7 protein-coding genes are annotated in these 15462 nt (G+C 69.9%); 1 reads left to right on the forward strand and 6 read right to left on the reverse strand.

Annotation, left to right across the window (positions count from 1 at the left end; all coding sequences use genetic code 11):
* Positions 1-727 precede the first annotated feature (727 nt).
* The gene (locus G361_RS0137435; RefSeq protein WP_019932279.1) at positions 728-4447 is read right to left on the reverse strand and encodes a heterodisulfide reductase-related iron-sulfur binding cluster; all 3720 of its coding nucleotides are present in this window, start codon (positions 4445-4447) and stop codon (positions 728-730) included.
* Positions 4448-4926: 479 nt separating this feature from the next.
* Here G361_RS0137435 and G361_RS46105 point away from each other — a divergent pair, with 479 nt between their 5' ends.
* Positions 4927-5742, forward strand: coding sequence for a hypothetical protein (locus G361_RS46105; protein ID WP_019932280.1), 816 nt, complete (start codon positions 4927-4929; stop codon positions 5740-5742).
* Between the two features lie 404 nt (positions 5743-6146).
* On the opposite strand, the gene G361_RS0137445 is transcribed toward G361_RS46105, so the two are convergent.
* The 5 genes from G361_RS0137445 to G361_RS47570 form a co-directional block, all read right to left on the reverse strand.
* Positions 6147-7439, reverse strand: coding sequence for a S1 family peptidase (locus tag G361_RS0137445; RefSeq protein ID WP_019932281.1), 1293 nt, complete (start codon positions 7437-7439; stop codon positions 6147-6149).
* Positions 7440-7568: 129 nt separating this feature from the next.
* Positions 7569-8933, reverse strand: a complete 1365-nt coding sequence (locus G361_RS0137450; RefSeq protein WP_019932282.1) for a S1 family peptidase — start codon at positions 8931-8933, stop codon at positions 7569-7571.
* A 184-nt stretch (positions 8934-9117) separates the two neighbouring features.
* Positions 9118-10296 (reverse strand): hypothetical protein, encoded by a 1179-nt coding sequence (locus G361_RS0137455; RefSeq protein WP_019932283.1) that lies wholly within the window; start codon positions 10294-10296, stop codon positions 9118-9120.
* A gap of 72 nt (positions 10297-10368) precedes the next feature.
* Complete coding sequence (locus G361_RS51325; RefSeq protein WP_019932284.1) at positions 10369-13740, reverse strand: LuxR C-terminal-related transcriptional regulator; 3372 nt, start codon at positions 13738-13740, stop codon at positions 10369-10371.
* On the reverse strand, positions 13733-15280 hold the full coding sequence (locus tag G361_RS47570; RefSeq protein ID WP_019932285.1) for an Hsp70 family protein: 1548 nt from the start codon (positions 15278-15280) through the stop codon (positions 13733-13735). Before G361_RS47570 ends, G361_RS51325 begins: the two co-directional genes overlap by 8 nt.
* Between the last annotated feature and the right edge of the window lie 182 nt (positions 15281-15462).

Consider the following 15462-nt stretch of genomic DNA (forward strand, 5'->3'; position numbering starts at 1 on the left):
GACCTGGCAATATTCCGAAGTTCGGAACACCGTAGAGATCATTTTCGGTAACACACCCATCTCGACCCACACCCCGCGAACCACTCCGGCCGGAAGCAGTGCGACCGATCGCTTTCTCCCCAGCCCTCCACAGGCTGGGCTTGTCGGCGGCCAACCGAGAACCACGTGGGCCGAGCGGGGACCCGATGACGGAGAAGAGTTGCGTCGGTCGGGGACCGGTGACGGCGAATCGCGTGGGCTGGGACCGGTAACGGCGAATCGCGTGGGTCGGGGACCGGTGACAGTGAATCGCGTGGGTCGGGGACCGGTGACAGTGAATCGCGTGGGTCGGGGTCGGTGACAGTGAATCGTGTGGGTCGGGGGTCGGTGACGGCGAATCGTGTGGGTCGGGGGTCGGTGACGGCGAATCGTGTGGGCCGGGGTCGGCGACGGTGAACGCTGTCGGCCGGGACCGTGGTGGAGAACCGTGTCGGCTGGGGACCGTGGCGGAGAGCCATGTGTGCTGGGGCCGATGACGGTGAACGCTGTCGGCCGGGATCGTGGTGGAGAACCGTGTTGGTCGGGACCGGCAATGGCGAACGGCATGGGTCGGGGACCGGCAATCGCCTGGGGTCGCGGACCGCTGCCGGGTATGGCCGGTGGTGTGCCGAAAACGACCTCGGGTGAGCTGCTGGTGCAGCTCACCCGAGGGTTCGGACGATCCGGCGTCGTGGCCGGACGCCGATCGTCAGTTCTTGCGGCCCGGTGCCTTCGCGCCCGACTTGAAACCGAGTCCGCCCGGCTTGGCGGTCGGCAGTGCGGTCGATCCGTTGCCGTTCGACGTGGTCGCCGTGGAACCGGACTCCGACGTGCTCTCGGCCTCGGCCGGTTCGGCGGTATCCGTGGGCTCGGACGTGGCGGTGGCCGCTTCCTCCTCTGCCGGTGCGGCAGCCTCGCCCGTCGCGACGGCTGCCTTCGACTCGGAATCACCGGCCGGTGCCGGTGTCGCCTCAGCTGATTCCGCTGCCGGTTTCTCGGCGGGAGTTGCGGATGCCGTAGCCGGGGCCGATTTCTCGGCCGGAGCTGCGGATTCCGTGGCTGGAGCCGATTTCTCGGCCGCCGCCGATTCCGTGACCGCCGCCGATTCCGCTGCCGGAGTCGCGGACGATGCTGCGGGAGCCGCAGGTTCGGATGCCGGAGCTGCCGATTCCGTGGCAGTCGATTCGGCGTCCGAAGCTGCGGTTTTTGCGGCACCGGGGGCCTTGGGTCCGGGGCGCTTGAACCCGGACTTCATGGCCAGCCCCTTGGCGGGAACCGTCGGCTTCGTTTCCGTCGCGGAAGCCGAAGGGGCTGCCGGGGCGTCTGCCGCGGACTCTGCCGCCGGGGTGGTGGACTCGGCGGCAGCGGAGGCGGTCGCGTCGGCCGATGCTTCAGCAGCGGCGTCCCCGGTGGAAGCCTCGGCGGGAGTGGCCGCAGCGGTGGGAGCGCCCGCAGCGGGCTTGGTACCGGGTGCCTTCGCGCCCGGTGCCTTGGCTGCACGCTTCATTGCGAGCCCGCCCGGTTTGGCCGTGGGAGTGGCCGGTGCCGCAGGCGTTTCGGTAGCGGTTTCGGCTGCCGGAGCTTCGGCAGCTGCGCTCTCTGCGGCCGGTGCCGCGGCGGTCGGCTTGGCGCCCGGTGCTTTCGCGCCGGGTGCTTTCGCCGCGCGCTTCATGGCGAGTCCGCCCGGTTTGGCGGCCGGTGCTGCGGCTGCCTCGGCCGCTGGTGCCTCGGCCGGTGCTGATTCCGCCGCGGGTGCCTCGGCCGGAGCCGACGCTGCCGCAGCCGACCCCGCCGGAGCCTTCGCGCCGGGTGCCTTTGCGCCCGGTGCCTTGGCGGCGCCCTTCATACCGAGCCCGCCGCCGGGTGCCTTCGCACCGCCCTTCATGCCCAGTCCACCGGACTTCGCGGCCGGGGCCGCGGGTGCCTCGGCCTCCGGGGCCGCCTCGGCTTCGGTCGCCGGAGCCGCGGCGGTGGCACCGCCCGGCGCCTTCGCCGCGCCCTTCATGCCGAGTCCGCCGCCGGGTGCCTTACCGCCCTTCATGGCCAGGCCCTTGCCCGCCGCCGGAGCGGCACCCTTGTCCGCGGCCGGGGTGGCGCCCTTGTCCGCGGCCGGAGCGGCCTCGGGCGTGGTGGCGGTCGCGACGGGAGTCGGAGCGGCCGGTTCGGGTTCGGCCTTCGGCTCCTGGACGACCTTCAGGTTGGCCGACAGGGTTTCCGGTTCGACTCGGGAGATCGAGTTCAGCATCAGCTGAGAGACGTCGACGACCTCGGTCTCCTGGCCGACCTCACCGGAATCCTTGCGCGCGGTCACGCCGTCGGTGAGCATCACGCGGCAGAACGGGCAGCCGGTCGCGATGAGGGACGGAGTGTTGCCGCCGTCCAGGGTGGACAGGGCCTCGTCGGTGCGGTCCAGGTTGACCCGCTTGCCGAGTTGTTCCTCCATCCACATGCGGGCGCCACCGGCGCCGCAGCACATGGACCGCTCGCCGTGCCGGGGCATCTCGGTGAGGGTCGCGCCCGCGCCCTCGATCAGCTCGCGCGGCGCGTTGTAGATCTTGTTGTGCCGGCCCAGGTAGCAGGGGTCGTGATAGGTGACCTGCTGCGAGACCGAGGCGACCGGGACCAGCTTCTTCTGCCGCACGAGGCGGTTCAGCAGCTGGGTGTGGTGGACGACCTCGTACACGCCGCCGACCTGCGGGTATTCATTGCTGAGCGCGTTGAAGCAGTGCGCGCAGGTGACCACGATCTTCTTCCGGTTGTCGGCGACGCCCTCGAACACCGAATTCAGCAGTTCGATGTTCTGCATGGCCAGCTGCTGGAACAGGAATTCGTTACCGGCGCGGCGCGCGGAGTCGCCGGTGCAGGTCTCCTCCGCGCCGAGCACCATGAATTTCGTCCCGGCGGTGGCGAGCAGTTCGGCGACCGCCTTGGTGGTCTTCTTCGCGCGGTCCTCGTAGGCGCCGGCGCAGCCCACCCAGAACAGGTACTCGTAGCCGTCGAAGCTGTCGGCGTCCTGGCCGAAGACCGGGATCTCGAAGTCGAGCTCGGAGATCCAGTTGAGCCGGTCCTTGGCGTTCTGACCCCAGGGGTTGCCCTTGTTCTCCAGGTTCTTGAACAGGCCGGCCAGCTCGGAGGGGAACTCCGATTCGATCAGCACCTGGTAGCGGCGCATATCGATGATGTGGTCGACGTGCTCGATGTCGACCGGGCACTGCTCGACGCACGCACCGCAGGTGGTGCAGCTCCACAGCGCCTCGGGATCGAAGATGCCGCCGGCCTCGGCGTCGCCGATCAGCGGCCGTTCGGCCTCGGCGCGGGCGGCGGCGGGGATGCCGGCCAGCTTGTGCTCGTCCGGCTTGCCGTCGGCGTCGACCAGGCCGACCTCGTCGCCCGCGGCGTCGCGGCGGCCACCGGCCAGCAGATACGGCGCCTTGGCCTGGCCGTGGTCGCGCAGCGACATGATCATCAGCTTGGGCGACAGCGGCTTACCGGTGTTCCAGGCCGGGCACTGCGACTGGCAGCGACCGCATTCGGTGCAGGTGGTGAAGTCCAGCCAGCCCTTCCAGGAGAAGTCCTCGATGCGGCCCGCGCCGAACGTGTCGGTGTCCGGATCGGCGGTCTCCATATCGATCGGCTTGCCCTGCGACATCATCGGCTTGGCCGCGCCCAGCGCGACCCCGCCGTCCTGCTCGCGCTTGAAGTAGATGTTGAAGAACGCGGCGAACCGGTGCCAGGCCACACCCCAGTTGATGTTGCGGCCGACCAGCAGCAGGAAGGTGCTGCCGGACACCATCTTCACGAATGCGAACACGGCGACCAGGGCGACGCTGTCCGGCAGCAGCTTGGCCACCTGCATGGTGAAGAAGTCGGTCCAGGCGGTGGACTCGTGATAGGTCGCGATCTTGCCGGCCTTCACCAGCACCATGCCCAGACCCTCGATGAGCACGATGCTCTCGATGATGTACGCCGGGACGAACCGGGAACCGGTGAATCGGGACAGCCGGGCGGGGACGCGCGGGTGGTTGAGCTGGCGGATGGTGATCAGCACCAGGATGCCGATCACGGTCGCGATGCCGAGCACCTCGTCCATCAGGTGATAGATGTGCCAGTTGCCGAATCCGGGCCAATGGAACGTCGGATCGAAGGTCTGGCCGTACGCCTCGAAGTACAGGATGAATCCGGCGAGGAAGCCGATCATCACCAGCCAGTGCGCCCAGCCGACGGTCCGGAATTTGTTCATCCGGGTATGGGCCAGGAACTCGACGATCATCGTTTTCAGGCGGGGCAGGAACGGCCGCCAGCGATCGGGCGCGGATTGGCCGATCATGATGGCGCGGACCATCTTGCCGACGCCGCCGAAGAATGATGCCCAAGCCACCAGGCTGAACACCACCCCAATCGTGCCCAGCGTCACTGTCAGGGCATTCATGTCGCGACCTTCCTTCGGTTCAACGAGCATCCGGTGGCAGGGCTGGTGCCGCCGGGATTGCACGTATCGTAACGACCGCCAAGTTACCCATCGGTAACTTAACCCGCCACCCCGGGGTCGCCCCGGCCGGGGCCCCAGCTTGTCGGGGCTGGACGTACCCGTTCTGTGACTCGTTTCACGCCCGGACGCCCACTCGACTTCGATCTTCACGGTAAATCCCGGCAATCCGGACGAGCCACGCGGGATGGTCTTACCGCTGACGGAAAAGTCCGATCTCGCTTCGCACGCTTCGTTGGACTAGGCTCACGAAGTCCTGCTTGCTGTGCGTATCTTCACACCGATCGGGGAGGGTCTGCGGGTTTGTCACCCGAGGGATGCAGAGGCTCTCAGGGTGGGATACGGACGGTGCACGACTTCACCTGGTTCGAAGGATTGGAAAAAACCGAATGAGAATCCGCAGAGGAACTGCGGCGGCGGGAATGGTCATCGGTGCAATGACCATCGCGCTGGGCACGGCACATGCCGAGCCCGCCCCCGATTCCGCGCAACCCGCTATCGACTATTCCGCCAAACTGGTGGACAAGACCGTTGTGACCAAGCTCAAGGGGGGAACCTTCGCGCTGGTCGACAAGGCGGTCACCACACCCGGTGCGACGCCCGACCAGAAGCAGCAGGTCGTCGACATCAAGGACAAAGCCGGCAACATCGCCATGGAGATGCCGCTGGACTTCCGGATCGCCGGTGTGCAGATCCCGCTGAAGCCGGTCCTGAAGGAGGACGGCACCGTCCTCGAGCTGACCCCGGATCGGCCGGCCGGAGTGGCCATCGGGTCGCAGCCGCTGGTCGCGGTCGCCCGTCCGGTCGACGCGCCCGTACCGGACGCCCCCGTCGTGGCCCCCGCCGACAAGCCGGTCACCCCGGCCCCCGGTGACAAGCCGCTCCCGCAGGCCAAGGACGTCGCCTCGGCGACGGAGAACCAGCGGGCCATGAACGACTTCACCACCAAGTTCGGCCTCGCCACCGCGGTCGGCGGCTTCGTCGGCACCGCCATCGGCGCGGTGATCGGCTGTGTGGTCACCATCGTCGCGGCCTGCGTCCCCGGTCTGGTGACCGGCGCCGGCGTCGGCGGCATCGTCGGCACCATCGCCGCCGGTGGCCCGACCCTGCTCGCGGCCGGCCTCGATCTGGTCGGCACCATGCAGGCGCCCGACGGCACCACCCAGTGGGCGGATGCCGCGAGCAAGAGCCAGGCGGTCAGCACGCAGCAGCCCGTCGCCGGGACCCAGCCCAACTGATCCCACCCGACGCAACACGGACCGGCCCGCCCCGACTCCCGGGGCGGGCCGGTCCGTTTCCGGGTACCCGTACAGCGCAGCGAAGCTCACCGGCGGGACAGCGCTCGGCAGCAGGGCAATCCGTCGCTGCCGCACCTGCCCCCGCACAGATACTGTGTCGCGGCCGCGGGCCGGTGACCCGCACACCTACCGAGTCGCGGTCGCGGGCCGGTGAACGGTCCGGGGCACCGATTTCGCGGTGGACGAGATATTGCCACTACCGCAGCGCTGCCTCGGAATTCGCCGTTCGGCACGCTGCCGCCGTTTCGGAATCGTCCCGATTCACACAATTGCCCCGAAGTTGCCAAAAGGGCCGGTGGCGTGATTTCGCCACCGGCCCTTTTGTGCTTGTGCCCGAATGTCTCTCAGTTGGTGCGTACCTGCAGCCCCGGGTTGTCGGCGAGTACCAGATCCACCGGCTGGACGAACAGCTGCGGTCCGTTACCGGTCAGGACGCCCAGCAGCTCCGGGATCTCGCAGACCGGGAAGTCGGCCACCGTGGAAGCGCTGGAGATACCCAGCGCCAGGGTGCCGCTCACCACCGGGCCGCCGCTGTCGCCGGGCAGCGCGCAGATGTTGGCCGAGAAGCTCTGCGTCAGATCGTGATCGCCGACCTCGACGGTCTGATCGACGGCGTTGATGACACCGCAGCTGAAGCCGGTGCGGGCACCGGACTTGCAGACCGGGGCACCCACGACCGGGGTCGCGACGCCGGTGACCGGGATCGGGCCCTGGCCCGCCCGGACGAGGTTGTTGCTGAACCGGCCCTGGTTCGCGTCGTTGATACCCACGATGGAGTAGTCCTGCGCACCCAGTACCGACTTCTCGAACGAACCGACCTGCGCACCCAGGTGATCGCCCGGCAGCAGGTCGAATACGCCGGGGGCGTCGCCGGTGCCGGCGGCCGGGATGTTCGGATCGCAGTGGCCCGCGGTGATGTTCACGACGTTGCCGCCGCCGTCGATACCGTTGAAGCCCAGCGAGCAGCGCAGCGAGAGGTGGCCGGCCTGCGAGGCGTACGCGTCGCCCGCCGCCGCCGGACCGCCGCCCTCACCCGCGACCGCGGTGGCCTGCAACGGCTCCGGGCCCCGCGGCGGGGCGGCCATCACGATCACGCGGGCCGGGTCGACGAATCCGGGCATCGGCAGCCCGGCCTGATCGACGCGGACCGCGACCGTGTTGTTGACGACGTCGATCACCGCGCCGCGCACCGACTTGGCCACGTCCTGCGGCTGGCCGGTCAGCCACTGCTGGAAGGAGTTCTTCTCGTCGCGCAGCGCGGTCTGCGTCTTGGCGACGTCCTTGACCTCGAAACCGACGGCCTGCGCGGCCTTCCGGACGGCGTCCTGCCCCGGTCCGGGTACCAGCGCTACGACCGCCTTACCGGCGTTGTCCAGCCACGCACCGCCGAAGACGTCCGGATACTGCTGCTGCGCATTGGTCGAGAAGGCCGCCACCTGCTGGGCGAGGCCGGCCCGGCGCAGATACTCGTCGGCGGACAGTTTCAGGTCCCGCTGCACTGCCGCGGCCAGATCGGCCGGGAGGGCCGGAGAGGCCGGCGCCGGGCTCGGCGCGGGGGCCGGATCGGCCGACGCGGTCACCGCGAGCGGGCCGAGGACCAGGGCCGCGGCGGACGCGGCGACGACTGCTTTGCGCAAGTGTGGGTGCGTGTTTCGCCCGGTAACGGACGAGAGACGGATGCGTGGCAGGAGCATGTGCCGACTATATGGGGTCGAGACGGTAATGCCTACTTATCGCGCGGTGGGTTCTCGGGATTTGCTCCGAATTCACCCGAGGTTCGGGCTGGTCCGGACGCTGATACCGGAACCGACTCCGCCACCGGAATTGGCATCGATGTCGTCCAGAATCGCCCGAATCGGGATACCCAGCGATGCGGTGCCGCCGTATTGAGCGAGATCGATATTCGCCTCACGGCAGTTCGGTGCGTCGGCGGCATTGGAACCACTGGTGATTCCCAGCGCCATCGTGCCGGACACGATCGCGCCGCCGGAATCGCCGCCCAGGGTGCAGGCGGTGCTGGCGAAGCCGCGGACGGTCTTGGTGTCGCCCTCGGACGTGTACAGCTCGGTCTCGACCCGGTCCGCCACCACGAAACCACAAGTGAACGTGGACGATTGGCCGGATTTGCAGATCGGCGCGCCGACCACCGGATCGGCGGTGCCGGTGATGGTGAGCGTGGTGCCGTTGGCGCCGCGCATCCGCGGCTGATCCATTCCGGCCCGGACGGCCCGGTCGTTCAGCTGGATCACCGAGTAGTCGAGGCCGGTGCGCCCGCCCAGCTTGGCCTGGACGAAATTGCCGACCTGCACACTGGACTTCAGGTCGCGGACGTTCGGCACGTACACGCCGGCCGCCTGGTCGCCGCTGCCGAGGTTCGGATCGCAGTGTCCCGCACTGATATTCAGCGCGTTACCGGCTCCGTCGACGGCGTTGAAACCGAACGAGCAGACGTCCACGCTGGTCAGCGACGGATCGTCGAGGGAGGTCTTGGTGCTGATGTAGGTGTCGCCCGCCATCGGCTTGTGCTCGATCGGGCCGCCGCTGTTCGGCGACAGCACCACCTTCACGTTGGCGATCAGGGTCGGCAGGTTCAACAGGTGACCGGCCGGGGTGTTGGCGACCTGCAGCACGATCTGGCTGTTGAGGAAGTCGATGGCGACCGAGTTGATCGCGGAGGAGATCTCCCGCGGCAGTCCGCCGATCCAGGAGGTCAGCTGATCCAGCGACCCCTCCAGATTGTCCGCGGAGATCGGCGCGAGCCGGGTCTGATAACCGTCGGAGGCGGCGATCCGGGCGGCGTCGAGCGAGGTGACCGCCATGACCGGCTTACCGTCGGGATTGAGCCAGGCACCGGCGAATTCGTCGGGACGCTCGGAGCGGAACTCGCGGGCGTAATCGCGCAACTGCTGCGCGCGGGTCGCGCGGTCGAGATATTCCGCCGCGGTCATCTTCAGATCGCGGCCGACCGCCTGGACGAGTTCGGGCGGCAACTGATCGGCCGGGGCGTCGGCCGCCGGGGCGGGATCCGCCTGCGCGGCACCGGAGACGAATACGGGACTGAGAAGTACGGTAGAGGCAATCGCGGTGGTGACTGCTCTGACCGTGGCGCGCCGCGCCGCCAACTTGCGCATGAAGTCCCTTCGTCAGGCACCTGGGTTGACCAGGTCGTTCTGCGGGTTGTAAGCCGTTGCGCGGCAACAACCCTCGTCCGCACGAGACCGATCGGCCGGTAGGTTCTCGGTAAGGATCGGTCAGCGCCCCACTCTAGGGCACTTTCGCGAAGGTTTCGCTACGAACGATCACACCGGGTCTCGGTTACTGAGGTATCTGGAGCGTGGGCAGCCGGGGAATGTCCGGCGACGACCCGTAGGGATCACCGTACGGGTAGGGGTAGGGATACGGGTACGTCGGGGTGCGGGTCGTCGAGCTGCGTGGTGCGCGCCCGGTGGTGCGCGGCGGCGAGGTCGGCGTGGGTGTCGTGGTGGGCGGCGGCGGAGTGTCGGTGGTGGTCGGTTCCGGGGCGGCCTCGGTGGTCTCCGGCGTCTCCTGGGTGTCGGCCGGTTCCACACTGGTCGGGGCCGATTCGGACTGGGTGGGGGCGGGTACGGGTGGCGCGGCGGCCGTGGTGGGCGTCGGTGTGGTGCGCGCGTTCGGGGCTGCGGGGGACATGTTCGCGCGCCACGCCAGTCCCACCACCACGGCGCCGAGCAGCAGGCCCAGGAACGCCGCCGCCGCGACCAGCGCCGTGGTCCGGCGCGTCCGTCGCGGTAACCGGGTCGCGGTGGTGGCCAGGGCCGTCGGCGGTGCGACGTTCTCGGCGACGGCCGTCGCGTCCTCCGGGCCGATCGGTTCGGCCAGCGGCATCGCCGCCGAATAGGCCTGTGCCACCCGCGGCTCGTTCAGTGCGGGCAGGACATCGGTGACCTGCAGCGAGGTCTCGCTGTGCGTCGGGTCGGGCGGGGTGGTGCCCGCCGGGGTCGACAGCACCGCCGACAGCGCGGCCTGCGCGGCGGCGTGGGCGACGGCGTATCCGGAGGCTCCGGGTTCCACCACCAGATCGCCCTCGCTGACCAGCACCACCGCGCGCAGGCCGAGATAGTCCAGCGCGTCCCGCACCGAGCGCACATCCTCCTCCGGCCAGCCCGGCGGATAGGTGGCGTAGAACTCCGCGGGCCCGACCAGATGTTCCGCGACGAGGTTGATCAGGCAGAACAGTGCGGTGGCGAGCAGATCCTCCGGCCGGTACGCGGGGCCCGAATCCACCGAGACACCCGCCGGATCGCCGATGGCGGAGACGAAGTTCCGGATCGAGTGGCTGTGCCCCGGCAGCGGCTGACCACCGAGTTCGGTATCGCCGTCGTCGGCCATGTGCAGTACCGACTCGCGGAGGACGTAATGGGGTTCGGGCGCACCGGCACCCGGACTGCCGACGCCGGCGACGATCGCGGCAACGCTCACGTCCTCGGCGATCCGCAGGCCGACCCCTGTCGCCATCTCCCTTACCTCGCTTCGATGTACGGTGCGCCATCGTGCACGGCCGTCCGCAGTATCACACCGGGCGGGGTGTCACACCAGCAGCGAGCCGTGTCCCATGGCGCGGAGCATAGACAATAACTCCGACCTGGAACCGGCTCCGATGCGACGTCGGATCCGTGCGACATGATGCTCCACCGTCTTCGCCGAGATGTACAGTCGAGCGCCTATTTCCCGGTAGGTCAGACCGAGCAGCACCAGCTCCGCGACCTCGCGTTCCCGTTCGCTGAGAATGGTGCCGGGCGCGGGCGCCGGCGCCGTGGGCGGCGGCATCGCGGCCTCGGATCGTGCCGCGCGCTGCTGCGGCCTGGCCTCGGCGCGAACCGTCCGGGCCAGCTTGAGCAGCGCCGTCGCCACCGCCGGATCCGGCGCCGCCAGCGCGGCGTCGGAGGCCAGCCGACCGGCGTCCCAGATCATCCCGATCCCGGCGAGCCGCCGGACCGCGGCGGCCACGCCGTCGTGATCGACCTCACCGCGCAGTGCCAGCACCCAGGTGCGACCGGCGTCGGCGAGGACCGCGGCGTGGATATCGCCGGCCTGCGCGGCGGCCTTCAGGCGTTGTGCGGGGGGTACCAGCTCGTCCGGGCGCTCCCGGGCGATCGAGGCCTGGATGGCGTACCAGTGGAAAGCGTTCGCCCAGGCCGGGGGATATCCGAGCCGTTGCAGCAGCTCCGCGGCCGCGTCGACCAGCGTCGCCACCCGGCCCTCGTCGCGCAGCCGGATGGCCGCGAGCCAGAGCTCACCGATCGGCAACAGCGCCAGCAGATCCGCCGTCACGTCGTCGAACAGCGGACGGGCGGCCTCCCAGGCCCGGGTCAGCGCGGCGTGATCACCACTGCGGCGGGCCAGGCCGACGGTCACTCCGTGCGCGAGCAGCCGGTCACGGGCCTGGAGTGCGGCGAGATCCAGCGCGGTGACGATATCTGCGGCGCCCTGTTCGTCGCCACCGAGCATTGCCGTCCAGGCGGTGAGCACCAGCAGCTGCGGATCCTGCTCGGACCCGCCGCGCAGCGCGTCGGCGGCGCGGCGCGGTTCGCCCATGCTGAGGCACAGCAGGGTCGCGATCGACGCCGCGGTACAGGGCAGGAAGCGGTTCGAGGCGCCACCCGGCGCGACCTCGGCGCGCGCGGCCTGGATCAGCGCCGATGCGGCAGGGGTGACCGTGGATCGGGATTCACCCAGCGCCGGGTCCACCCCCATCGCGCTTGCCGACCCGGGAGTTGTTGCCTCGGTGATGGTTCCGTTCGGAGTGGACGAACCCGCCGGCCCACCGCGCGGTGCCGCATAGACCGACCCGGAAGTTGTTGTGCTGGTGATGGTTCCGGTCGAGGTGACCGAACCCGCGAGCCCACCGCGCGGTGTCGCGTCGGTCGGCCCGGAAGTTGTTGTGCTGGTGCCGGTTCCGTTCGGACTCGACGTAACCGCATTCCCACCGTGAGCTGCCGCGATCGTCTGCGGGGCGGCCGCCGCGGTGCTGTCGATCGCGGGCAGGTACGTGGCGCCGGTCGACGGCACTGATGCCGCCGCGCCGATCCCGGGAAGGTGGGTGAGGCCGGTGGACGGTACGGATGTCGTCTCGTCGATCGCGGGCAGGTATGTGGCGCTGGTAGACGGCATCGATACCGCTGCGCCGATCCTGGGAAGGTGGGTGGGACCGGTGGACGGCGGCACGGATGTCGACTCATCGATTGCGGGGAGATAGGTGGTGGACGGCACCGATGTCGACTCGCCGACAGTGGGCAGATGGGTGGGGCCGGTGGACGATACCGATGTCGGTTCGCCGACCGAGGGAAGGTAGGTGAGGCCGGTGGCGGGGATCGGTGGTGTCGTCGCGCCGGTGGTCGGCAGATAGGTGGGTGCTGCGGCGGTGGTCCCGTTGATCGGGGACGGACTCGTGCCGTGCACGAGCGGGGTGGTCTGCTCGATCGGGAACGGATCCGTCGCGCCGTCCGCCGCTGTGGTGACCGCGGTTGTGGACGGATGTGCGGTATCGGCGGACGGGTCCGTCGCGCCGACGGAACGGCCCAGGGCCGCGACGATCAGGGCGGCGCGCGCGGTCGCGTCGGTCGGCGGCCAGCGGTCCGCGGTGGCGGACAGTGCGGCCGCGGCCTCCACCTCACCGGCCAGGTACTGCACCGTCGCGCCGACGGCCCAGTCCGCGCCCACCCGGTGCGCTCCCAGCCACGAGTACAACTGGGCGGCGCGTTGCACCAGCCCGCGGCGGGTCCACACGCCCGCGCAGATGCGCACGGCCGCAGCCAGATCCGCGTCCGAGACGTCGGTGCGGCCCAGTACCGGTTCGGCCAGCCGCAACGCGGTGTCGCCGTCGCCGGCCTGCGCGGCGGCCTCGGCCCAGCGCACCGCGACCGCCTGCGGATCGGCGCCCGCCGCCACCGCCGCGGTGTAGTAGCGCACGGCGTCGTCGGTCTTCTCGGCTGCCGCGCAGAGGTATTCGGCCAGCCGGGGTTCCCGGACGCCGGACTCCGCGAGCAGCAGGGCGGTGTGATCGCGCAGCAGTCCCGCGTCGAGACGGGCCTCCAGCAGCCGTCGCTGCACCGTCAGGTAACGGCGGTCGCCGACCAGGGTGCGCAGGGGTGCGACCGCCGGCGCGGGGAGCAGATCGGCATCGGTCACCAGCGCGCCGGCTCGGGCCCGGTCGATGAGATCCCAGGCGGTGGCGTGGTCGACGCCGAGTACCTCGGTCAGTTCGCCGGGATCCAGCCCCGCGCCGGTGGCGGCGACGACCAGTACCTCCAGCAGGTCGGGTTCCGTCCGATCCAGCAGTGCCCGAGCCCAATTCGTCACGGCCGCGTCGACGGCGGCGATCCCGGCGTCCAAGCGGGCGGCGCAGGCGGCGGTGAGCGCCGTGACCACGCCGCCGTGGATACCGCCGGTCTGGCGGTGGATGTGCTGGGTCACCGATCGCGGCACGGTCATCCCCAGTTCACGGGCGAACGGGGCGATATCGGCGCTGCCCAGGGCACGCAGTTCGAGTACCCGGCCGCGGCGCGACACGGTCTCGGCGAGCGCGCGCAGCCCGAGGTCGTGCGGCCGCGGGCGGGTGGCGACGACGATCGTCCGGTTACCGGACTCCACGACGGCGCGAAGTCGTTCCAGCGCCGCCGGTTCCAGCGTGTGGGCATCGTCGATGATCAGCGCCGCCGGTGCGGCGTCGCGGCCGATATCGGGTCCGTCGTCCGGCGGCACATCGGCGCGGGACGCGATCCCGCGGGCGTGCAACCGGTCCCGGATCGCCGCCAGCAGGGTGGATTTACCGGTTCCGCAACGGCCGCGGACCAGATGGATGAGCGGACGCGAGGACGCGGTGTCGAACTCCCGCAGGATCTCTCGTGCGCCCGGCAGTGAGGCGAACGCGATGGTCGGGGACACGGTCACCTCATCCATCCACGCGGGAGAGTATCGGCCCGGCCGCCTGCGGGACCGAACCCGTTCCGCTCGAATCCGATACCGTGCCCGGATCGTCGACCCGGCCCGGTGACAGTTCCGAATCCTCCGGTGCGAGAGTCGGATCGGACTGTGGCGGTAGGCCGTTCGAGTTCGAATCCGGTCCGGTCGCCGCGACGGTCGTGGTGGGCACCACCGGGGAGGCGATCCCCGGCGCGGCCGTCGGCCGGGTCGCGCTGACGGAACCACTCATCGGATCCGACGTCTGCCGGGACGTGCCCAGCCCCACGATGCCGGTGGCCAGCATCGCGACCGCGACCAGCGCGCCGCCGAACATCGCCAGTCGCCGGCGGGCCGGACCGTGGTCCCGAGGCCGGGGTAGGTCCGGGGTGTCCCGGCCGGGCCGCGAATCCGGTTCGGGCGGTGCGGTGGCCGCGATCGGTGGTACGGGGGGCACCGGCGGAATCGGGGGTACCGCCGCCGGTGTCACGGTGATGGTCGGCGCGGCCGGGATCGGTTCGGTGATCGCGGCCGAAACCACCATCGTGGCAACGGATTCCGTGGACGTCTGCAGCAGATCCACCGCCAGCAGCGCGGCGCCGCGGGCCGCGGTCCGGGCGGGATCGCTCGCGGACATCACCGGCAGGCCGAATTCGGTCGAAAGCAGTTCCGCCACCAGGGGAATCGAGGCGCAGCCGCCGGTCAGCAGGAATCCGCCCAGTCCCTTCGGCACGACCTCGGCGCGGCGGAGGGTGGTCCGGACCAGACCCAGTGTGTCGAGCAGCGATTCGCGGTAGAGATCCTCCACCTCGTCCCGGACCAATCGGATATCTCGCATCACTCCGGGCAGCCGGATCGGAACGATCGTGGCGGAATTTCCGGAAAGGTCTTCTTTCGCAATTTGACAGCGGCGTCGCAGTACCGCCAATTCCCTTTCGACGTCCGGATCCAAGGGGTCCAGTTCGACGTCGCGCAGTACGTTTGCCAGGACGTAACGCATGATGAGCAGGTCGAATTCGGCGCCACCCACCTCGGTACCGCGCATCGGCACGCCGAGCAGCCCGCCGCGCGGTCCGCCGCGCACCGCCGAGACCGTCACTCCGGTGGCGCCGAGGTCGTACACCACCACGACATCGGTCCCGACCCCGTATTCGTGCTCCAGCCAGCGCAGGGCCGCGGTCGGCTCCGGCACCAGCGCGACGTCGCGGCGGCCAGCCCAGTCCAGTGCCGTGCGCTGCGCCGCCATGGTCTGCCGTGACCACCACGCGGGGCAGCCGACCACCGTGGTGGCGGGCGCGTAATCGTCGATCACGCGGCCGATCAGCGCCGCCACCAGGTCGGCGGCCCGCACCGACACCCCGTTCTCGCTGAGGATGTCGGCGGAATCACCGACCCGGGACAATAGGTTTTGCGACAATTCGGGCGCCGGAATCGGCGCGCTGGGTCGAATCTGCGTGGCGCCCCGGTGTGCCCCGGAGGTCGTCACGGCGACGGTGTTCGCCGCGCCGACGGTGATGCCGAGCGCCAGGCCCTGAGTCATTCGAGAACCCCTGTCGTTCGAAACGCGTGCATGTGCGTCACGTGCCGGTTGACTAGCCGTACGGTCACTGCGATCTACCCGCCTGTCGGTTGCTGAGCGGGTTGCGTTACCGACTTCGGGAAAATTCGGGGATATTCCCCTAATCCGCGGTTCGCCCCCAACATGGACGCTCCGGATTTCGG

Origin of the sequence: Nocardia sp. BMG111209 (assembly GCF_000381925.1) — a bacterium.
Lineage (GTDB): Bacteria > Actinomycetota > Actinomycetes > Mycobacteriales > Mycobacteriaceae > Nocardia.